The organism is Paenibacillus sp. EC2-1 (assembly GCF_049311625.1).
Classification (GTDB): domain Bacteria; phylum Bacillota; class Bacilli; order Paenibacillales; family Paenibacillaceae; genus Paenibacillus_AQ.
The window spans coordinates 397182-419123 of record NZ_CP186006.1; the positions used below are offsets into that span (position 1 = coordinate 397182).

Here is a 21942-nt window from a genome sequence, read left to right on the forward strand (position 1 = left end):
ATATTAGTTAATCGAAGCAGTTAGAGATTGAAGAATGTATTCTCCCGATCCCATCCCCCCACAAGCCCATAATTCCTCACAAACCATGTATACAAATTGGCACGCCATTGCTATAATTGATACATACTGTATCGTTATAGTTTAAGGGGAGGTTCAAGTCCATGAGCGTTGAAATCATCACAGCGGACGATCTTATCGTACAATCCGAAGGTTTCCTAGTAAGTGATATGGATGGCGAAAAGGTGATGCTGAGCATCGAGAACGGAAAGTATTACAACTTAGGTCTGATCGGCGGCCGGATCTGGGAGCTGGCTTCTACTCCAGTGACTGTTACGGGCATCGTTGAGCAATTAGTAACGGAGTATGAGATCGAACCTGAGGTATGCGAGCAGCAAGTTCAGACATTTTTGAAGCAGCTTATCACTGAGGGGCTTGTGCAGGTGAAGCAGCAATAATGCGTCTCTATAGAAAATTACGCAAGTTTATATCGTATCCCTTAGATATGAAGCGAATGTTCTTTGAAGCGTATTTCTACTTAGCCTGGGGGAGGGTGTTCAAGCTTCTTCCCTTCTCTAAGGTAGCACCATCTTTAGGCGAGCGCATGAAGGAGACTCCCGTTACAGGTTATACGGAGCAGGATCTTCTGCTACTACGTAAAATCTCCAGATCAATTCATGTGATGAGCCGCCTAACCTTATGGGAGAGTCAATGTATGGTTAAGGCGGTCGCCGCGATGAAGATGCTGGAGAGAAGAGGGATTCCGAGCACACTCTATCTGGGAAGTGGACGGGATGACAAGGGGCAGATGGCTGCTCATGCCTGGCTTCGCAGTGGTCCGTATATTCTTACCGGTAAAGAAGGTCATGAGAGGTATGCTGTTGTAGGGATTTTCGGAAAAGATGTACAGCGAGCGGCTCTATCGCCCATGAGGCGGTGAACGGATCATCCGCACAAGGAGTTTTGTATATTGAAGGATTTATTTTATTTTATTCGTAAAATGCACCATTTCGCAGGCGTGAAGCTATACATAAATATGATAATGACTTTGTTCATTAGTTTACTTGACGGCATAGGAATCTATCTGATCGTTCCTCTCCTCAGTATCATAGGTGTATTTGAAACGAATCTGGATGGGATACCGCTGGTCTCCACATTGCAGAATTTCATCAATTCGTGGTCGTTTGAATTGAATCTGCCCATGATATTGGCGTTATATGTCTTGATCGTTGGGGGACAGGCACTCCTTCAGCGGAGTCAGACCTTATTAAACGGAAAAATTCTGCAGGGCTTTATTCGTACACTTCGAGTAGAGACGTATGAGGGATTACTGCGGGCGAAGTGGGAGTTCTTCTTGCGCAGACGAAAGTCGGACTTCAACCATGTTATGACTAACGAGCTCGGGCGAGTCAATTACGGAACCTCTTTATTCTTACAGATGATCACTTCTGCACTGTTCACGGTAATACAGATAGGTCTTGCTCTATGGTTGTCACCGATGTTAACGCTAGTTGTACTCGTTAGCGGTGGGCTGCTTGCTCTATTCGGGCGAAGGTTTATTAAGAAATCGAAGCATATTGGAGAGCAGACAACAGAGTTGTCTAAGTATTATTTTGCAGGAATTAGTGATCATTTCAATGGGATTAAGGATATCAAAAGCAATCGGCTCGAGAAGTCTCATATTGACTGGTTCAAAAATCTATCTCGAAAAATGGAGCAAAACTTCATCCAATTCGGCAAAATGAACTCTTTGTCCCAGCTCATCTATCGCCTCTCTTCGGTTATATTGGTTGCCGGCTTCGTGTATCTCGCGCTTGAGGTGCTACATACACCGGCAGAGCAGTTGATTGTCGTTGTTCTTATCTTCTCGCGTCTGTGGCCAAGGTTTATTAGTATTCAATCGAATACGGAGCAGCTTGCTTCTAATTTCCCTGCGTTTCAAGCCATGCGCAAGCTACAGATGGAATATGAGACCGGTCAGGAACTTGGGGATGTGACAGCTGTTTCTAAACCGCATGAGTTTCGAATGGAGCAAGGCATCGAATGCCGGAATGTTGATTACCGGTATGATCCGAATTCATCTGTATATGCACTGTGGGATATTAATGTCCAGATCCCTGCGAATCGCATGACTGCAATTGTAGGTAAATCCGGTGCCGGCAAAAGCACACTGATCGATATGCTCATGGGACTCATTCAACCGGAAAAAGGTGAAGTCTTGATCGATGGTGTATCGCTTCGCGATGAGCAGCAGCTTCTTGGACTGCGCGGGGCTATCGGTTATGTTGCGCAAGATCCTTTCCTCTTTAATGAGAGTATTCGGGATAACTTGAAGCTCGTTGCTCCTAATGCAGATGACGCTGAGCTATGGGAAGCATTGAGATTCTCTGCTTCGGAAGAATTTGTGCGCAAGCTTCCGCAAGGGCTCGATACGGTAATTGGGGACCGTGGAATCCGTTTATCTGGGGGCGAACGTCAGCGTGTCGTGCTTGCAAGAGCCATCTTGAAGCGTCCGTCGATTCTTGTATTAGATGAGGCAACAAGTGCGCTGGATAGTGAGAATGAAAAGCTTATTCAAAATGCGTTAGAGCTTCTCAAAGGTAGCATGACGATTATCGTTATTGCGCATCGCCTGTCTACGATCCGCAATGCGGATCAGGTTATTGTGATGGAAGAGGGAAGTGTGATCCAGCAAGGCGGCTATCATCAATTGTCCCAGGAGAGTAAGGGTACCTTTAAGCAGCTACTGAATTACCAGACTGGTGTTCAGGTGTAGTAACCTAGTAGGCGGCTGGAGTCGTCAGATGGAGCCGTCCTTTCAATTGGAGAGGGCGGCATCCTATTCCCATTTAGTGGTCGTATCTATCTTCGCCTGAGCATGCTATAATCAATATATCGAAAGCAAGCAGTCACCTAACGAATTCGCATAGCGTAGAGGGTTATTCTTGAGACGACAATAACCTTGTACCATATGTGAATTTTTATTTTTTTAAGAGATTTTGTGAGAAGTTTTTTTGAGAGTAAGAACATATGTAATAAAAAATAGGTGGTAATTGAATTATGCAAACAGGAACAGTGAAATGGTTTAACGGAGAAAAAGGATTTGGCTTCATCGAAATCGAGGGCGGCAACGATGTATTCGTACATTTTAGCGCAATCGTAGGAGACGGCTACAAATCATTGGACGAAGGCGACCGCGTCGAGTTCAATATCGTAGATGGCCAACGTGGCCCACAAGCAGAGAATGTTGTAAAACTCTAATATTGAGTAGGAGAACCCCCACAGTCATATGGCTGCGGGGGTTCTTTGTCTAGTTGTACACATAAATCAAACAAAGCCCCGCATTAGCGGGGCTTTGTCGTAACTAACCAATAATCTTTTTCAGCATGCAAGTTGAAATGGGAGAGAGAACAAACTTACCTGTAAATAAGGATTACTGTGTCGATTTAGGTGTGTTCTCAGGAACGGTTCTAGCATGCGTAGCTTGCTCGAAGGAATAAGCAAGGTCAAGCAGCTTCTGTTCGCTGTACGCTGTGCCAAGGAATGAGATACCCGCAGGTACGCCTGCTTCTACAACACCAGCAGGTACAGTAACTTCAGGGAATCCTGTAGCAGATGCTACATAACTAGCAGCATAGGTGTCGTAAGCGTTGCAGTCATAGCTAGGATCTTCTTTGTCAAAACGGTTTGAAGCAGGGCAAGACATCGTAGGGAATACGATTGCGTCTAGTTTGTTGTCTTTCATGATTTTTTCGATTTCTTTACGAGTCTTTGGCATTTCTTTATTGACGATGTTCTTATATTCTTTGGAATTCAGGGTATCTGCTTGTGCAAGTGCTGTCTTCAAACCTTCAAGACGTGCAGGGTTTACAGGTGTTGCTGAATTCATAACTTCAGGAGATTCACTGATATCGATGACCTCTTGTAGTGTCTTAGGACCGTTACCAGGAATGAAGCTCAGGTATTTTTCGAATTGGCTTTTGAATTCTGCATCACCAACAGGTCCAAGTACTGGAGTCCAGAGATACTTCGTTTGATCAGAGAAAGAAACAGGAACAACAGAAGTTCCCATATGTAACATCGTAATAATCGCTTGGTTCGTAATAGCATCGATCTCTTCATTGTCACCAAAGAAATCCGTTGCTACACCGATACGTGCTGTCTTCAGTGAATTAGCGTCTAGTGCAGTAGCATAATCTTGAACATATTTATCTGCGTGTTTTGTAGCTTCATCTGCTTTATCTTTTCCAGCCATAGCTGTGAGCAGGGTACTTACATCTTTGACACTGCGTGCCATAGGGCCTGTTACATCCAGGGAAAGAGAAGAAGGAATAACACCGTCACGGCTGGTCAAGCCCAGCGTTGGACGAATTCCTACTAGACCGGTAACATTGGCAGGACCTCTGACAGAACCGGAAGTGTCCGTTCCAAGACCGAATACAGCAAAGTTAGCTGCAACAGCTGCAGCACTACCGCTGCTAGAACCAGATGCATCACGATTCAGATTGTAAGGATTAAGTGTCAAACCACCCATGGAGCTATATCCTAGTCTGCCGTAAGAAGCAGCAAGCTCAGACATATTGGTTTTGGCAATAACAATCGCACCTGCATCGATCAACTTTTGTACCGTATACGCGTTTTTAGTAGGATAAATATCCTTCAGAGCTACGGATCCAGCTGTTGTAGGCATACCCACCACGTCATAGTTATCTTTCACAACAAATGGAATACCATGAAGGCTACTTCTAGGTCCTTTGGTTGCGCGCTCAGCATCGAGTGCTTGTGCTGTTTCAAGAGCTTTATCATTTATAGCAATGATGGAATTGATTGTTGGGCCTTGTTTATCAAAGGTTTCAATACGATGTAAATAGTATTCAACCAGTTCTTCCGAAGTAATAGTATTGTTATTTAACGCATTTGCAATTTCCTCAATGCTTTTCTCAAATGGATCAAATGTTGTTTCCCCCGCTTCGGCCTGTGCCTGATTCCACGGGAACAAGGATACGACTAGCAAAATAGCTAGTAGACCTTTCAAATTAAACAGTTTGTTTCTCACGTGTCTACCTCCTGATGTCTGTTTGTAGTTCGTAGTACTTATTTTGTTTTTTTCTCCCCCTTAGTATCTATCGTCCATAGTCCCGGAAAAATGAATAGAATCCGACAAAAGAACCTAATATTCGATTTTTCATTCGACAATATTTAACAAAATATGATCTTCTGCCGATAGTATGTAATAGAGAAAAATACATCTAAGGGTAGAAAACGGAGGAGAGACATCTTGAGAAAGAAGTTGCAGTGGAATTTAAAGATTCAACTACTGGTTACGATGGTTGTTCTGGTAGTGCTGTCTACGCTATCGCTGGGCATAGCCGTAGACCACAAAGTAAAGACAGACATGGAAGAAAATTTCTATGAGGCTACCCGCAAGGAAATCACGCAGGTTAGTGGTGCCATGAACCTGTATTTCAATACGGTGAATGAGTCGGTTGAATACTTTGCGAATTTACCTATTGTGAAGAAGATTGATAGCTCGATTACCTCTTACATAGATGCAGAAGGAGAAGACGGAACTATACAGATGACCCCATCCAAAAAGGGTGGTATGGAATCGCAAATTTATAACTCTTTTTTGAATTACGCGAATACGCATCCTAATGTTGCTTATATTTACATGGGAACGAAGGATGGAGGATACATACAATGGCCGGAAGGTACATCGAACGAGAAATTTGACCCTAGACCTAGAGCTTGGTACACACAGGCTATAGAGAACCCGGATAAGGTCATGCGTTCTGGAGCTTACGCTTCCTTTACAGGAAACGTTCCGATTGTCAGCTCTTCCGTTACGATCAAGGATAAAGCCGGGAATGTTGTCGGGGTTCAAGGTGTGGATGTAAGCTTGGAGTCACTGACCAAAACAATCAATGATATTAAGATCGGTAAGACCGGATATGTTATACTGGCTGACCAAACGGATACGATTCTTGCAAATCCGAGGAACCCAGAAACGAATTTCAAAACATTGAAAGATCTAAATGTGAAGGAATTATCTGAGATCGACAAGATGGTGGATAAGAATTTTGACATCACGATGGATGGTAAGAATTACACCGCAAGCGTGTATGTGTCACCAGAAACCGGATGGAAATATATTTCGATGATGGACAAGAGTGAAATTGCCGAATCCATCAATGCTATCCGAAAAATCATTTTCATTATCACAGCGATTATTACGCTTCTCGCAATGGGAGCTTCCTTGTTATTAGCTGGTGCAATTACGAAGCCGATCAATGCGGCAGTATCATATTTGCAGCAAATCGGTAGTGGCAATCTTGCAACAGAAATTCCTAAATCGATGTTGAAAAAGCAAAGCGAAGTCGGTACGATGGTCCGGGCGATTAATGATATGAAAATGGACATTCAGAAGATGATCGGTGGGATTTCTGGTTCAGCACATATCGTCTCACAGTCAGCGGTCAGTCTAAAAGACAGCATGGATCAGACGCAAATGGCTTCATCACAAATTACGGAGTCCATTATTCAGCTCTCCACTGCCTCCAGTGATGAAGCGAATACGGTTATGCAAGGCTCAGAAAAGGTCGAGGAGCTCGGCGGAGCCATCGATCAGGTTACAGGCTCCACACAGGAAATACTGAGACTGGCTCACCATACAAGTGAACTGAATCAACGGGGAATTGGCATTGTGCAGGAATTGGTAGGTCGCTTTAATAGCACGCTTCAATCCTCTGAGCAATCCGTGCAGGCAATCAATGACGTGAACGACAGTGCAGGTGAGATCAGTTCCATTCTGGTCACCATCCTTGAAATCTCAAGACAGACGAATCTGCTAGCTCTAAATGCTTCTATTGAAGCTGCAAGAGCGGGTGAGCATGGACGAGGCTTCGCCGTTGTAGCTTCCGAGATCCGTAAGCTTGCGGAGCAATCGGCCTCTGCGGTGAATGATATAGGGCAGATTATTACGAATGTTAACACCCAGGTAGGAGCAGCCGTTCAAGCGATCGGATCCTCTAGGGAGCTATTCATCAATCAGGAAACCGCAGTTCGGGAAACAGAATCGGTCTTTAATGATATTATGGTCTCTGTAGATAGCCAGATGGGTAAGGCAGGACAAGTTAACGATCATATCCAAGTGATGATTGCAAAACGTAATGACCTCATGGATGTCTTCACGAATATCTCTGCTATTACCGAGGAGAATGCTGCGATCACACAAGATGTATCTGCGGCGGCTGAAGAGCAGCTTGCAACGATTGATAATGTGGCTGGTTATCTGAATCAGCTTAAGGGACTTTCCAAGGACCTTGAAGAAAATATTAAGAAGTTTACGATAAATAACAAGTAATCATGGGAAAATGCTGCTCAAGAGGTCACTCTTGAGCGGCTTTTTTTATAGATGTATACTGAAGATGGAAGACGGGAGGCTCTTGGAGCTGTACCTTGCACTAGTAAACATGACATTCCCATATAGTGGTCGTATCTATCTTCCCCTGAGCGTGCTATAATCAATATATCAAAAGCAAGCAGTCACCTAACGAATTCGCATAGCGTAGAGGGTTATTCTTGAGACGACAATAACCTTGTACCATATGTGAATTTTTATTTTTTTAAGAGATTTTGTAAGAGATTTTTTGAGAGTAAGAACACATGTAATAAAAAATAGGTGGTAATTGAATTATGCAAACAGGAACAGTGAAATGGTTTAACGGAGAAAAAGGATTTGGCTTTATCGAGATCGAAGGCGGCAACGATGTATTCGTACATTTTAGCGCAATCGTAGGAGACGGCTACAAATCATTGGACGAAGGCGACCGCGTCGAGTTCAATATCGTAGAAGGCCAACGTGGCCCACAAGCCGAGAATGTCGTAAAACTCTAATATAGAGCTTTAAAAGATCCACAGCCTTAAGGCTGTGGATCTTTTTTTATTGTTTATAAAGCAAATGGTAAATTTGAGTATAACAAAGTCAAAATGCGTATATTGCTGGGCTGGAAAGCAAGGGCCTATAATATGAACAAAAGAAAGCGTTTTCTTTAACGTCCGAATTGATAAAGGGGGAGAATGATAAGTATGAAGCTTTTCTTTAAGAACGTATTACTGGCTACTTTGGTATCTATGTTAGTTGTTGTTACTGCATGTAGTAGTGCCTCGCCAGACAAAACGGAGGAGAACAATTCGCTTGATCAAGCGGATGCGGCTGACTTCAATCCGATGAGCAAGTATGATCCACCAATCGAACTAACAACCGTAAGATCGATATCAAACATTAAGTTTGATGAAGGGGAAACGATTGATAAGAATGCTGTGTACGATGCTTATGAGAAAGATTTAGGTATCCGCATTAAAAACCAGTGGGTAGCGGAGAAATACTCAGAGAAGCTGAAGATTAGTATTGCTTCGAATGATATTCCGGACTTTTTCAGAGTCAGTGCAGCTGAGATGAATCAGTTGTATGAAGCAGATATGATCATGGACATGACGGAGTATTTTGATAAATATGCTACAGAGGCGACAAAGAAATGGTTCACTCTTGATGGAGGACGCCAGTTGAGCACGGCAACCTTTGATGGTCGGCTTATGGCCATCCCAGCTACGGATAATCCGTATAACTCTTCCAATTACCTATGGATTCGTAAAGATTGGCTTGAAAAAGTAGGTTTGCCTAAGCCAAGTACGATGCAAGATGTGATCAAGATTGCTGAGGCGTTTGCGAAGCAAAATCCAGGCGGAGCAGATAAAACTTATGCTTTTGCCCTGAATAGTGATTTTATTGCGAACGGAGCTTATGATTTACAAGGATTTTTCAATGGATACCACGCTTATCCTAACTACTGGGTGAAGGATAGCAACGGTAAGCTGAGTTTCGGCTCGATTATGCCAGAAATGAAGCCTGCACTAAAGCAGCTGCAGGATATGTATAAAGCAGGATTGATCGATCCAGAATTTGCTGTTAAGGATGCGGATAAAGAGAACGAGCTTGTCGTAAATAATCAGATTGGTATGGCATATGGCGCTTTCTGGCTAAGTATTTGGCCACTTCAATCCGCAGCTGTACAGAATGATAAGTTGGTACAGGATTGGGAGGCTTATCCGATTGTTTCCGCAGACGATAAACCAGCTAAATCATCTACGAATATAGGGGTTAGCAGTTATATCGCTGTATCTAAGAAATCCAAAAATCCAGAAGCCGTCATGAAGATTATTAATAAATGGGTTGAAGTACAAACGGACCTGAATGATAGCAACAAGGTTTATATGTTTGGTAAATCCGGTGTAGATAAGAGCGCGTTACTGTGGAAGATCAATCCAACCACCTTCTTTGCACAAGATGAGAACTTGTATGCAGGTCAGCTCTTACCAAAAGCTATTGAAGCAAAGGATCCATCTCTGCTCGGTACGAATCCAGAAGTACGTTCGCGCTATAACCGTGTGCAAGATTACTTGAAGGGCGATTTATTCAACTGGAACGAGTGGGCAATCAGTAAGCCTGGGGGCTCCTTTGCCATTATGGATCAATATAACCAGGAGGGTCGTTTCCAAGTGGATGAGTTCTACGGGCCACTCACACCTAGCATGATCGACAAGAAAGGAATATTAAACGAGAAAACAAAGGAAATCTTCACGAAGATTATTATGGATAAAGCATCCGTAGATGAGTTTGATAAGTTCGTAGAAGAATGGAAGAAGCTCGGTGGCGAACAAATGACCAATGAGGTCAATGAATGGTATGAGCAAGTGAACAAGTAAACATTTTCGGTGAAAAAGAGATATTCGGTAGATGGGTGATTCACTCGTTTATCGAATATTCTCTTCTTCTAGCTGTTATTTTTTACGGAGGGGATATAGATGCTTAAGTTACTGCGGAATGAAAAGCTACCCTTGCATCTCATGCTCGTGCCTAGCTTAATTCTTCTGGCTATATATGCTTACTGGCCAATGGTTGGAAGTGTTATGGCATTTCAAAGATTCATACCGACGAAAGGTATATTCCATTCCCCGTGGGTAGGGTGGGATAATTTCACCTATTTGCTGGATCTTCCGGATACCAAAAGAGTAGTTATTAACACGCTTGTCATCGCGTCAATGAAGATTGTTGTCGGATTAATCGTACCGATCTTCGTTGCATTGCTACTGAATGAGGTTAGAAAAAACTTCTTCAAGAGAACTTTTCAGACACTTGTGTATCTACCACACTTTTTATCATGGGTTATCTTGGGTGGGATACTCATTGACCTGCTGTCACCTTCGACGGGATTGGTCAATTCTTTTCTCGGGGTGTTCGGTGTTGATCCGATCTTCTTTCTCGGGGATAATCAGTGGTTCAAATTCGTGATCGTTAGTTCGGATGTGTGGAAAGAGTTCGGATTCAATACGATTGTATATTTAGCAGCATTAACAGCGATCAATCCTTCATTGTACGAAGCTGCTGAGATGGATGGTGCGAGCAGACTTCGTCAGACATGGCATATCACACTGCCGGGTATGCTGCCGATTGTGATCTTAATGGCTACGCTCAGTATTGGTAACATATTGAATGCGGGCTTCGATCAAATCTTCAATTTGTACAGTGCGCCTGTATATGAGTCCGGTGATATTATTGATACGCTCGTTTACAGACTTGGTATTTTGCAGGCACAATATGGTCTTGCAACTGCGGTCGGCTTGTTCAAATCCATTGTGTCGATGATATTGATTTCGAGTTCATATTATATGGCTTATCGATTTGCTAATTATCGCATTTTCTAGTGCTGCGGAGGTGAGAACACATGATGTACCGCTTTTCTACAAGAAGAAAAATATTTACGGTGTGTAATTATATCTTTTTGTTCGTGTTATCTATAACTTGCGTGCTTCCGCTATTGCATATATTAGCACTCTCATTTAGCTCAGGAGCAGCAGCATCGGCTGGTGTTGTAAAGTTCTGGCCCGTTGAATTCACACTCTCCGCGTATCTCAATATACTTGATAAACCGGAGTACTTGTCTGCATTTTGGATATCGATCCAACGTTTAGTGATAGGTTCGTCACTTCAGCTGTTTATGTCGATTACGGCAGCTTATCCACTTTCAAAAGAGTCTTCCTATTTTCGTTTTCGAACACCGTATGTGTGGATCTTTGTCATAACGATGCTGCTAAGCGGGGGCTTGATCCCATGGTTTATGACGATTAAATCAACAGGTCTAATGGATTCCATCTGGGCGCTCGTTATCCCGTCAGCTGTTCCTGTCTTTAATGTGATTCTCTTATTAAACTTTTTCCGTGGTCTACCGAAGGAAATAGACGAATCAGCACGAATAGATGGAGCAAGCCACTGGACGATATTGTGGAAAATATTCGTTCCGCTCTCACTTCCAGCGTTAGCGACAATCACTTTATTTAGTATGGTTGGGCATTGGAATAGCTGGTTTGACGGATTGCTGCTGATGAATGATCCATCGAATTATCCACTGCAATCATTCTTGCAGACGATCATTATAAGTAAGGATCCGCGCTTCTTAAGCGCTCAGGAAGCACAGCTGCTCCAGCAATTATCGGATCGAACAAGTATAGCTGCGCAGATCTATATTGCAGCATTACCGATATTGCTTGTGTATCCGTTCCTCCAGCGTTTCTTCGTAAAGGGGATTGTTATGGGTAGCGTAAAAGAGTGATAGGTCCGTGGTGATGTAGGGAAGGAGATTACATAACACATATGAAGCCGCTTCGCCGATCTTCATCCATATTCTCACGGCTTGTCCTTGCTTTTATTGTTGTCCTGACTCCTATTTTTATCATTATGCTATCTATTATTTATAGTGGAATGGAGGATCTGCGAAGCAAGATTTCAGAATCCATAATGGATCGAAGCGCCAATACGCTTCAGGCACTTCAGGTTGAAAGTGAACGAATCTTGAAGCAGTTACCTGAATTTGTTCTGGATAAAGATGTGCTCGATCTGGCGATTAACGGGAATAGCCTGAATGACTATGAGAAGGTGACGTTAATTAAGTCTATCCAGCGCAGACTTACCTTGGTGAAGGAGTCTAGTCCACTGATTTCAGAAATAAAGCTGTTCGTTCCTTCCATTGATCGGACAATTACGGACAAGAATTTCTTTACTTCCATTGATCACGCTGAGTTTGATGCGATGAGAAGCCGTAATGAATCCAAGGGAAGCTGGATGGAATGGAATGGAGATATGTGGATTCGATTTCATTATGGGGGCACGGCTGCGACAGGTCCTTTATTTCTTGTAAGTGTCCAGTTGTCTAAATCCCAGCTACATGAGAGCCTCTCAACGATCTATCCAACCTTTGATGGTCAGGCGATCATTATGAACCCTGAAGAGGGATGGTGTATGGAATGTAGCAATGATGATGTAGAACGGATGGATCGGCTGAAATCCTATTTGAAATCCAAATCAGAATCCTCAGGTATTGAATCGGTTTCCTTTAACAAGGAGCGTTATATGGTAGCTTATCAATACTCGTCACTTATCGGAGCTCATATGGTGGTATATGTACCAGAGCAGGCCGTTCTGGGGAGTATGAAGAAGTATGAAGCAAGATTATGGATGCTGTTTGCAGCTTCGCTGCTGCTAATCATTTTGTTCTCCTACTGGATCTATCGCATCCTTCATCGACCACTCAAGACATTACTCATTTCATTCCGGCAAAACTATCAAGGTCACTTGAATCCGATTCCCATGCCTACAAGGAATGATGAGTTCACCTATTTATATCAGGGATATAACTCGATGGTAGGAAGATTGGATGAACTCATACATGAGGTTTATGAGCAGAAAATCATCAGTCAGCGGCACGAGTTAAAACGACTGCAATCACAGATTAATCCACATTTTCTCTATAATTGTCTGTTCGTATTGAATCAGCTGATTCTAACGGGTGATATGGAGGTGGCTTATCGCTTCTCGCTTTCCATCGGTCAGTACTTTCAGTTCATGACCAGGGACGGTGCAGATGAGATTCCATTAGAACTGGAGCTTGTTCATAGCAGGACGTATGCAGAGATTCAAGAAACTTGTTTCTTAGGTCGTGTGGAGTCCCATTTTCCTGAGGAGGTTCCGTTAAGTAAGGATTTGATTGTACCCCGTCTTATTTTACAGCCCGTACTTGAGAATGCTTACAAATATGCTTTTGGTAAAGGTCAGTCTGGTGGTGAATTGCGAATATGTGCGGATGCAGATGAAGAGTTTCTGAGGATTACAGTTGAGGATAATGGTGCAGCGCTTTCGGATGCTGATATTACTAGGTTACATGAACGCATAACATCTGTGTTGTCACACCAGGAAGATGTATCAGGCCTACAAAACGTACATAGACGTATTCAATTGAAGTTTGGAATGGATAGCGGACTATCTTTCAGTCGGTCGAGTATGGGAGGCTTGAAGGTGACGCTAAACTTTCAATGGACATCATCATAATAGACAGGCGGGATACTTGATATGCATCGTATATTGGTTGTTGATGATGTTCCAATCATCGTAGAAGGATTAGCTGAATTGTTACAAGATGAGGAAACACTTGATCTAGAAATATACAAAGCTTATTCAGGCATAGAGGCCATTGAAGTGCTTAAGATGAACCGGATTGATATTGTTCTATCTGATATTAAAATGCCTCACCTAGAAGGTATAGCTTTGTTTGAGATCATTAAAGTGCAGTGGCCTAACTGCAAAGTCATCTTCTTGACTAGCTTTAACGATTTTAACTATGTGCAGAGTGCACTAAGCTTGGGGGCATTTGATTATATCCTGAAGACAGAGGAGCAGTCCAAGATTATTCATGTTGTGTCCAAAGCGATTGAGGCGATCGAGGAGCAATTCGCATCGGAGTATTTGATTGAGAAAGCACAGCAATATATGCAGTTAGCGATTCCCTCACTGCAAAAGCAATTTTTGCTGTCATTGCTAGAGGGGAAGGAGAAGAGTCGCGAACGAATCGAGCCTTATTTTGAAGATATGCGGATCTCTCTAAAGAGTAGATTTCCCGTTTACTTACTAGTGGCGAGAATCGACAGCTGGCGTGCCGTATCGATCAGACCTGATCAAGAATCACTTCTATATGCGGTTCAGAATATTGTTGAGGAATGTTTAGGTGAGCGGGTGTTGTTAACTGCCGTAATTTATGAGCGTTCTAAGATCGTTTGGTTCATTCAACCACGGCTGGTGCAAGATGGTCCTATCGATGATGAGGAATGGGAGCGGGTCTTTTATTTAATAAAAGGAATGCTTGAAACGGTTCAAGACGTGTGCTCAAACTTACTCAAACTGCCTATTTCTTTTGTGTTCGGTAATGCCGCTTGTGATTGGACAGCTATATCTGAGAGATTCGATCAACTGATTACCTTACTAGCTAAGAAGATAGGAATGCAGAGTGAAGTGCTTCTAATTGAAGGCAGTGGTAAAGAAATGATCGATAAGGTGGAGACTTCAGACAAGGTAGCAGGATTCTCGCTTCAAAGAAAAGTCAATTTACTCGGTTACCATTTGGAAAATGGGGAAGAGCAGGCTTTTTCAGCAATATTGGAAGAACTGCTTGCTATTATCATGGATGAGGATGTCCACGATTTCTTGAAGATGGAAGTCTATCATAGTATTTCTTCATTGATGATGTCTTACATGAATAGGTATGAGTTAACCTCAAAGGTTATGAAACATGTTGCTCCTGATAAATTGCTCGGTACAGAGACGATCATCTCGTGGACAGATTTAAGTGACTATTTTCAGGAACTGGCACAGTATATATTCCGCTGTAAAGAGAATGAATTGGACGAAAATGTACATATGATCGTGAGCAAAGTCCGGGAGTATATACAGACGAATATGGACAAGAGCATATCGTTAACCGAACTTGCGGAACAGGTTCATCTCAATCCATCCTATCTGTCACGTCTATATAAAAGCATCACAGGTTATGGCATCACAGAGTATACGGCTTCCCTCCGCAATGAGAAGGCAAAGAAGCTGCTCAAAGAAACGAATATGAAAATTCAGGATATATCCAATGCTGTTGGCTATCAATCGGGCGTAGCTTTTATAAGATTTTTCAAAAAGCACAATGATATTACACCACAAGAGTACCGAAACGGGAATTAAACCAACCAATTCGTGATGACGGAGGGATATTTAATGATCATACATGCGGATCAATTCGGAGTGAAGTCAGGGAAGGGGTATGACAATACCTTAGCGGTAATCTTTGCGCTGGAACATTCCCGGCAGTTTGAACAAGCAGAACTCGTATTTCCGAAGGGGGAGTATCACTTTTACCCAGATCAAGCTCATGAGAAGCAATTGTTTATATCCAACCACGATCAGGAAGGATTGCGCCGAATTGTGTTTCCGATATTTCAAATGAACAACCTTACGGTGGATGGGCAGGGGTCGGAGTTTATTTTTCATGGTCCAATGATTCCGTTTGTTGTAGAGGACAGCAATCATATTGTCATTAAGAACTTAGTCATTGATTGGGAGCAACCGATGTTTGCACAAGGGATAGTCACGCGTTCGGATGCTGATTCCTTCGATGTTCAAATATCGCCTCATCAACCTTACAGGTTGGAACGGAATCGGATTCAATTTAAGTTTGGCAAATGGGAACCTGTGTGGGGGATGAATGAATTTGATCCGAATACAAATGCTCCTGCCTATCAAAGTGGTGATCGATTCGGATGGGGGCGAGTGCGGGATACGCATGTAGAGGAAGTGGAACCGGGAGTTATCAGATTCCATGGACTTGGCCCATATATTCCACGAGTGGCGAACATTGTAGCTCTGCGATTTGGCAGAAGGGAGAACCCGGCATTCTTTATTAACGGTGGAGCTCACATCAACCTCGACACGATTTGTGTACATCACGCCCCCGGGATGGGACTAATCGCACAGAAGTGCGACAGTATTCATCTGCATCGTTTTGAGGTCAAGCTGCGCGAGGGGAGTGAACGGATTGTATCAGCCACAGCGGATGCCACTCACTTCGTGTATTGTCGGGGTTTGATTAGGATTGAGCATTGTTTATTCGAGAATCAGTTGGATGATCCTTGTAATATTCATGGCATTTATGCCAAAATAACCGAGCGTTTGCGTGATGATCAACTCCTTATAGAACTGGCCCATGGTATGGCAAAAGGGATTGAGATTGCTGGAAGTGGTGACGAATTCGCTTTTGTTAGTCATGAGTCGCTACAGACATATTCTAGTGCGAGTGTAAAAGACGTGAGGTACCTAAATAAGGATTATATGATCATCACATTTGATCAGCCGCTCTCGGATCGTGTACGCATAAACGATGTGGTTGAAAATCTGTCATGGGCTCCTGACGTGATCATTACACATAATATCATTCGGGCGAATCGTGCACGGGGGTTATTGCTTACAACATCTGGCGATATCCTGGTAGAGCATAATAAGATTAGTGTACCTGGATCAGGAATCAAAGTATCCGGCGATGCAAACTCTTGGTTTGAGTCAGGTGCGGTTAAGCAGTTGTCCATTCGTCATAATGAGTTTATCGACTGCAACTACTGCTGTCCGGACTGGGGGAGAGCGGTCATTGATATTGACCCAGAGATTGAAAATCCCGAACAATTCGAGGGATACTACCATCGTAACATTTCGATTGAGCATAATCGGTTTGTTGCCTTTGACACGGGGATTATATATGGATTATCCGTGGACGGACTCACATTTGCGAATAATGTAATAGAGAACAGCGGAGCCTATGAACCGCACCATGTGATGCAATATCCAATTGAGCTAAAAGCATGTAAGAACGTAAGCGTGGAAGGAAATCATTTCGCGACAGGTAAGTTAGCGATAGCGAAGATCAACGATCAAGAGGTTGATATCTCATAAGAGGTTTATTTTGTGATTACGTCTTAAATGGGGCTATCTTAGGGAGGCCCCTTTCTTACCAAGAAAATATGCCATATAGTGGTCGTATCTATCTTCCCCTGAGCATGCTATAATCAATATATCGAAAGCAAGCAGTCACCTAACGAATTCGCATAGCGTAGAGGGTTATTCTTGAGACGACAATAACCTTGTACCATATGTGAATTTTTATTTTTTTAAGAGATTTTGCAAGAAGTTTTTTGAGAGTAAGAACACATGTAATAAAAATTAGGTGGTAATTGAATTATGCAAACAGGAACAGTGAAATGGTTTAACGGAGAAAAAGGATTTGGCTTCATCGAGATCGAAGGCGGGAACGATGTATTCGTACATTTTAGCGCAATCGTAGGAGACGGCTACAAATCATTGGACGAAGGCGACCGCGTCGAGTTCAATATCGTAGAAGGCCAACGTGGCCCACAAGCCGAGAATGTTGTAAAACTCTAATAATCAAGATGCCTACTTAGGCTCTATATAAAAAGACCCGCTCCCAGAGCAGGTCTTTTTGTTGTTTTCTGGAGGCAGAAACCTTCAACAATTAGTATCTATCGACTATAGCCCCTAAAGTAGCTCCCCTTACATAAGGTTGCCCAATAAGGACTTGAAGTTCTTTAGCTGTCCCGGTAACGACCACACCCAGAATACGAACATCACTCGCATCCGGCTTTTCTTTATCTTTCTTCAAATAGTTGTAGATTCGGTTGAAATCATAATGGTATTGACCCTTTAACTGAATACCCATTTCTAAGGCATCCAGGAATTTTTGTTCGGTTATCTCCGTTGTTGGTTCTGTTGGAGAGATGCCAAACCCATGAGCCCATGATTCTGAAAAGGGAGTAGAGTAACTTTTATTTCCGTTTCCATCGATATAAGGCTCTAAATATTTTTTGTTGTCGTATGTATCTACCCAATACCAGGTCTGGATTAGACCGGGAGGTGTCAATTGCTTCACTTCGCTTAAGGAATAACTTTTATCAAAAGAAATGGCCATTTCGACGAGCTTTGCTGGATCCATCTCCTGAAGCAAGGGGAGATCGTTTAGGACTTTGTCGTTATAATCGATTTCCGGGATGTAGAACATCATCTCTCGTTGTCCGTTTAATCCGTTATAACTTCGTGTATACTCATAACCGTTTTCTTGCATGTAAGCATCAGGCAGTGAGACGCTTTGCTTGATATCCCCAGACAAGGAATTAAAGTTTAGGAAGGGTAAGACATTATAACTTGTTTCTTTATTAGACCAAGGTATGATGACTCCCTCAATTACTTTAGCCGTATAGATTTGCAATGTACCTGACAGAAATCCGCTGTTTCCTGATAGGGCTGTTTGCACTTCATTTGGACCAGTGATCCGTTTATAAGCATACTCACTGTCCATAGCACGCTGGAAACTTGCACCCGTTAGTTGAGTGTTACCAAGCATTAAGCCAAACAAAGCGATGACAGATACCAGTACTGAAATACTCGTCGTTCGTATGATAGATTTCCATTTTGCTTTCTTAATTACTTTCGTGAAATCAACCTCATCATCTTTTTGATATGATTCGTTCACTGCACTTCACTCCCATACTTTTTTTTGAACTGTTGCCTTGCTTGGTACAGCGCCGCTTTAACATGTTCCATCCGCATCCCGAGTAGCTTTGCAATTTCCTTATACGGCAGCTCCATTTCATATTTCATAATGAGCAGCTGTTTATGCAGTGGCATGAGCTGAGAGAGAACAGCGTCCACCTCTTCTTTCTTTTCACGCTGTAACAGTGCATCTTCCGGAAGTTCGGAATCCGGGATGTCTATCGTTTCCACCGGAACCGTAATCCACTTCTTTCGGCGGCAGAGATCGTAATAGCGATGAATAGCAACCTTATACATCCATGCGCCGAACTTTCCGTCTTCAATCGAATCAATGTATGAGAAAGCTTTATAGACCGTCTCTTGTACGATATCCTCTGCATCAGATGGAGAAGCGCCCAGACGAATCAGATATTTCCGGATTTCATTTAGCTTGGGTTGCAACATTGTATATAGCCTTCCGGTGTCCATGCTTCACCACCTTTCATAGGTATAACGGGTGGATATCTGAAATGTTAAGAGTAGTGCGAAAATTTTACAGTTAGAAACAGAGAAGGCGATCGCGTCGAGTTTAACATCCTAGAAGGAAAGCGGGACCAAAAGCCGATAATGTAGTAAAACTCTAATATAAAGTAAAAGGAACCCCAACAGCCATGAGGCTGTTGGGGTTCCTTATCTAACTACAATTACAAATTGTCTTCGTCACGAATATCGCCGACGATTTCTTCTAGTATATCTTCCATTGTAACGAGACCTATGGTCGCTCCATCCTCACTCGTTACAGTAGCCATGTGAACACGACTTTGCTGCATTTTAATGAGAACATCTTTAATAGATGAGTTCTGCAAAAAGCTAGGCATGTTATGAATATATTCGTTCATTCTACATTCTCGTCCCGCAGCCATACTTGTCAGCATTTCTTTGGTGTTAATGAAGCCGACAAATCGGTCATGTCCCTCTTCTGTGACGGGGTAGCGGGTATAATCATGTGCAAAGATAATTTCCATCATCTCATCATGAGACATATCCTTTCTTAAGGTGATAATCTGTTCTCGCTTGATCATAATTTCTTTGAGTACTCGTTCATCAAATGCAAAAATGTTCTCCAGATAATCAAGTTCCGTTTGATTGATCTCTCCGCTCTCATAACTATGAGTCACAATGAGTCTGAGCTCCTCTTCGGAATACACCGTCTCGTGCCCAGCAGGCTTTACACCAAACATACGTAGTAATAGTTGTGCAGAGCCATTTAGGGCATAAATGAATGGATACATGATTTTACCGAACCAATAAAGCGGTGTAGCCAGTAGTAACGTCATCTTCTCTGCAAACTGTATGGCTAGTGTCTTCGGTGCCAATTCACCGATAACGACATGCAAAAATGTAATAATAGCCAGAGCGATAGTGTAGGATAGTGCGGTTGCCACAGCTGCGGGTACATTAAAATGATCGAAGATCGGATGCAGTATTTTTTCAACTGTCGGTTCACCAAGTGCACCAAGTACAAGCGCAGTAATGGTAATACCCAGCTGACAGGCTGAGAGATAATAATCCAAATCATGAGCTACCTTTTTAGCAGTTACTGCTTTTTTATTCCCCTCAGCAATCAGTTGATCGATCCTCGACATCCGTACTTTTAATATCGCAAATTCAGCTCCGACAAAGAAAGCGGTTAGTCCAATAAAAACAGCGACTAAAACTAAGTTTAATGCAATTATTCCATCCAATTCATTCCCTCAATTGAGGGATTCACCTCCAGAAATTGTTCTTACTTTCTTTCATCAAGAGAATCCCTCTAGCTATGAGGAACATACTGAAGAATAACTTGTTTGATCTGATAGTTATCCATCTCAGCTACTGTCCACACAAATTCTCCATGTTCAATAACATCACCGACTTCAACGGTTGTGCCTTTCTGATACTGAATCCAGCCTCCAATGGTGTCCATCTCTTCATCGCCATCAAACGTAATTTCAAACTGCTTCACCAGTTCGTTCAGGAGGACGCGGCCGTTAATCAAATACTCATGATCTCTTGTTTTCTGTATATCAGCTACTTCATCTGCATCAAATTCATCACGAATTTCGCCTACAATTTCTTCTAATATATCTTCCATGGTAAGAATGCCTGATGTACCGCCATATTCATCGATCACGACGGCCATGTGCACTTGTTGCTGCTGCATTTTGATCATGGCATCCTGTATCCGCGTGTTTTCAATAACATGGGGAAGTTTCCGGATGAAATCCTCCATCTTGATTTCTTTTTTAGCAACAATATAGGGAAGCATCTTTTTTACATTCACGATCCCTATAATTCGGTCCTTATCAGCCGCTTCTGTGACGGGGTAACGGGAGTAATTGTATTTATCTAGAATACGGATGATTTCTGTATACTGCATATCCTTATCTAAGGTAATCAATTCTGTCCGTGGAACCATAATGTCCTTGGCAACCCGTTCATCAAAAGAAAATACATTATTCATATAGGCAAGTTTCGTTTGGTTAATCTCGCCACCTTCAAAGCTTTGATTCATAATAATTCGAAGCTCGTCTTCCGAATATGCTTGGTCATGCTCCGCTGGTTTTACACCAAATCCCTGAAGGAGGATGCGTGATGCCCCATTCAATGCCCAAATAAATGGATACATGATCTTGCCAAACCAATACAATGGTGCAGCAAGCAGCATCGTCATTTTCTCGGCATACTGAATTGCTAGCGTCTTAGGTGCCATCTCACCCACTACTACATGTAGGAAGGTTACGAAGATAAAGGCTATAGCATACGAAGCAACAGAAGCAATCGATCCTGGTATATTTAGATAATCAAATACGGGATATAGTAAGCGTTCAACGGTTGGCTTTCCTAGAGCTCCAAGACCGAGGGCAGTAACGGTTATACCTAATTGACAGGCTGAGAGGTAGTAATCGAGATCGGTGACGACCTTCTTTGCCAAGACTGCCTTTTTATTACCTTCGGCAATGATTTGGTCAATTCGAGATACACGTATCTTAACAACAGCAAATTCGGATGCAACGAAAAAGGCAGTTAATCCAATCAAAACAACGAGCAAAAATAAATTCGTAATAGTTACAATGTCCAATGACTTCCCTCGACTGAGGGGTTCACCTCCAAAGATAGTTTCATTCTAAATGATACCAATACTCTATTTAATGATAGCGATTCTTCCTCCTCTTAGTTAAGAACTAAACCATACAGTTACGTCATGGTTGGATTGTTTCAACAATACCATAAAATCATTCCACTTCTAAATTTCCGCGTATTACAATTTTGTAAGTGAACTGTAAGCTAAAACACTAGTAAGTCGTTTTCACATTTCAATAGCATCAGTTATTTAAGCGGGTTCTAAAAATGTATGCGCATTCCTATTCATGTTATAATGGTGTCTAATCGTCATCCTATTAATTATTGAGATTGTCGATTCATTCTGGGGCTGGGTCAGG

General features: G+C 42.5%; 18 protein-coding genes. 13 read left to right on the forward strand and 5 right to left on the reverse strand.

The features are described 5' to 3' along the window. The first annotated feature begins 161 nt into the window (after window positions 1–161). From ACK8P5_RS01995 to ACK8P5_RS02010, 4 genes are all read left to right on the forward strand, one after another. Window positions 162–455, forward strand: coding sequence for a lasso peptide biosynthesis PqqD family chaperone (locus ACK8P5_RS01995; protein WP_422659336.1), 294 nt, complete (start codon window positions 162–164; stop codon window positions 453–455). Beyond that, window positions 455–937 carry a lasso peptide biosynthesis B2 protein gene (locus tag ACK8P5_RS02000; protein ID WP_422659337.1) on the forward strand — a complete coding sequence of 161 codons (483 nt, stop codon included), beginning with the start codon at window positions 455–457 and terminating at the stop codon, window positions 935–937. The genes ACK8P5_RS01995 and ACK8P5_RS02000 overlap by 1 nt, the downstream gene beginning before the upstream one ends. Before the next feature lie 30 nt (window positions 938–967). Beyond that, window positions 968–2773, forward strand: a complete 1806-nt coding sequence (locus tag ACK8P5_RS02005; protein WP_422659338.1) for an ABC transporter ATP-binding protein — start codon at window positions 968–970, stop codon at window positions 2771–2773. Window positions 2774–3057: 284 nt separating this feature from the next. Beyond that, on the forward strand, window positions 3058–3258 hold the full coding sequence (locus tag ACK8P5_RS02010) for a cold-shock protein (RefSeq protein ID WP_422659339.1): 201 nt from the start codon (window positions 3058–3060) through the stop codon (window positions 3256–3258). A 172-nt stretch (window positions 3259–3430) separates the two neighbouring features. On the opposite strand, the gene ACK8P5_RS02015 is transcribed toward ACK8P5_RS02010, so the two are convergent. After that, the gene (locus tag ACK8P5_RS02015) at window positions 3431–5053 is read right to left on the reverse strand and encodes an amidase family protein (protein WP_422659340.1); all 1623 of its coding nucleotides are present in this window, start codon (window positions 5051–5053) and stop codon (window positions 3431–3433) included. A 222-nt stretch (window positions 5054–5275) separates the two neighbouring features. Here ACK8P5_RS02015 and ACK8P5_RS02020 point away from each other — a divergent pair, with 222 nt between their 5' ends. The 9 genes from ACK8P5_RS02020 to ACK8P5_RS02060 all read left to right on the forward strand — a co-directional run bounded on the left by ACK8P5_RS02020 (window position 5276) and on the right by ACK8P5_RS02060 (window position 17356). After that, on the forward strand, window positions 5276–7360 hold the full coding sequence (locus ACK8P5_RS02020) for a methyl-accepting chemotaxis protein (RefSeq protein WP_422659341.1): 2085 nt from the start codon (window positions 5276–5278) through the stop codon (window positions 7358–7360). Window positions 7361–7692: 332 nt separating this feature from the next. Continuing rightward, the gene (locus ACK8P5_RS02025) at window positions 7693–7893 is read left to right on the forward strand and encodes a cold-shock protein (protein WP_422659342.1); all 201 of its coding nucleotides are present in this window, start codon (window positions 7693–7695) and stop codon (window positions 7891–7893) included. A 192-nt stretch (window positions 7894–8085) separates the two neighbouring features. Next, on the forward strand, window positions 8086–9762 hold the full coding sequence (locus ACK8P5_RS02030; RefSeq protein WP_422659343.1) for an extracellular solute-binding protein: 1677 nt from the start codon (window positions 8086–8088) through the stop codon (window positions 9760–9762). 99 nt (window positions 9763–9861) lie between these two features. After that, on the forward strand, window positions 9862–10761 hold the full coding sequence (locus tag ACK8P5_RS02035; RefSeq protein WP_422659344.1) for an ABC transporter permease: 900 nt from the start codon (window positions 9862–9864) through the stop codon (window positions 10759–10761). Window positions 10762–10781: 20 nt separating this feature from the next. Beyond that, window positions 10782–11666: a carbohydrate ABC transporter permease gene (locus ACK8P5_RS02040; RefSeq protein ID WP_422659345.1), complete on the forward strand. Its 885-nt coding sequence runs from the start codon at window positions 10782–10784 to the stop codon at window positions 11664–11666. 41 nt (window positions 11667–11707) lie between these two features. After that, window positions 11708–13438, forward strand: coding sequence for a histidine kinase (locus ACK8P5_RS02045; RefSeq protein WP_422659346.1), 1731 nt, complete (start codon window positions 11708–11710; stop codon window positions 13436–13438). Between the two features lie 21 nt (window positions 13439–13459). After that, a complete protein-coding gene (locus ACK8P5_RS02050) occupies window positions 13460–15112 on the forward strand; it encodes a response regulator transcription factor (protein WP_422659347.1) in 1653 nt (550 codons plus the stop codon). 33 nt (window positions 15113–15145) lie between these two features. Beyond that, window positions 15146–16870: an alpha-1,3-galactosidase-related protein gene (locus ACK8P5_RS02055; protein ID WP_422659348.1), complete on the forward strand. Its 1725-nt coding sequence runs from the start codon at window positions 15146–15148 to the stop codon at window positions 16868–16870. 285 nt (window positions 16871–17155) lie between these two features. Next, entirely contained in the window at window positions 17156–17356 is a 201-nt protein-coding gene (locus ACK8P5_RS02060; RefSeq protein WP_422659342.1) for a cold-shock protein, read from the forward strand. Window positions 17357–17447: 91 nt separating this feature from the next. Here the strand turns inward: ACK8P5_RS02060 and ACK8P5_RS02065 are convergent, their stop codons facing one another. The 4 genes from ACK8P5_RS02065 to ACK8P5_RS02080 all read right to left on the reverse strand — a co-directional run bounded on the left by ACK8P5_RS02065 (window position 17448) and on the right by ACK8P5_RS02080 (window position 21581). Beyond that, complete coding sequence (locus ACK8P5_RS02065) at window positions 17448–18461, reverse strand: anti sigma factor C-terminal domain-containing protein (RefSeq protein ID WP_422659349.1); 1014 nt, start codon at window positions 18459–18461, stop codon at window positions 17448–17450. Continuing rightward, a complete protein-coding gene (locus ACK8P5_RS02070) occupies window positions 18458–18949 on the reverse strand; it encodes an RNA polymerase sigma factor (protein ID WP_422659350.1) in 492 nt (163 codons plus the stop codon). The genes ACK8P5_RS02065 and ACK8P5_RS02070 overlap by 4 nt, the downstream gene beginning before the upstream one ends. A 215-nt stretch (window positions 18950–19164) precedes the next feature. Beyond that, entirely contained in the window at window positions 19165–20205 is a 1041-nt protein-coding gene (locus ACK8P5_RS02075; RefSeq protein WP_422659351.1) for a hemolysin family protein, read from the reverse strand. A 68-nt stretch (window positions 20206–20273) separates the two neighbouring features. Then, window positions 20274–21581: a hemolysin family protein gene (locus tag ACK8P5_RS02080; protein WP_422659352.1), complete on the reverse strand. Its 1308-nt coding sequence runs from the start codon at window positions 21579–21581 to the stop codon at window positions 20274–20276. Window positions 21582–21942: the final 361 nt, after the last annotated feature.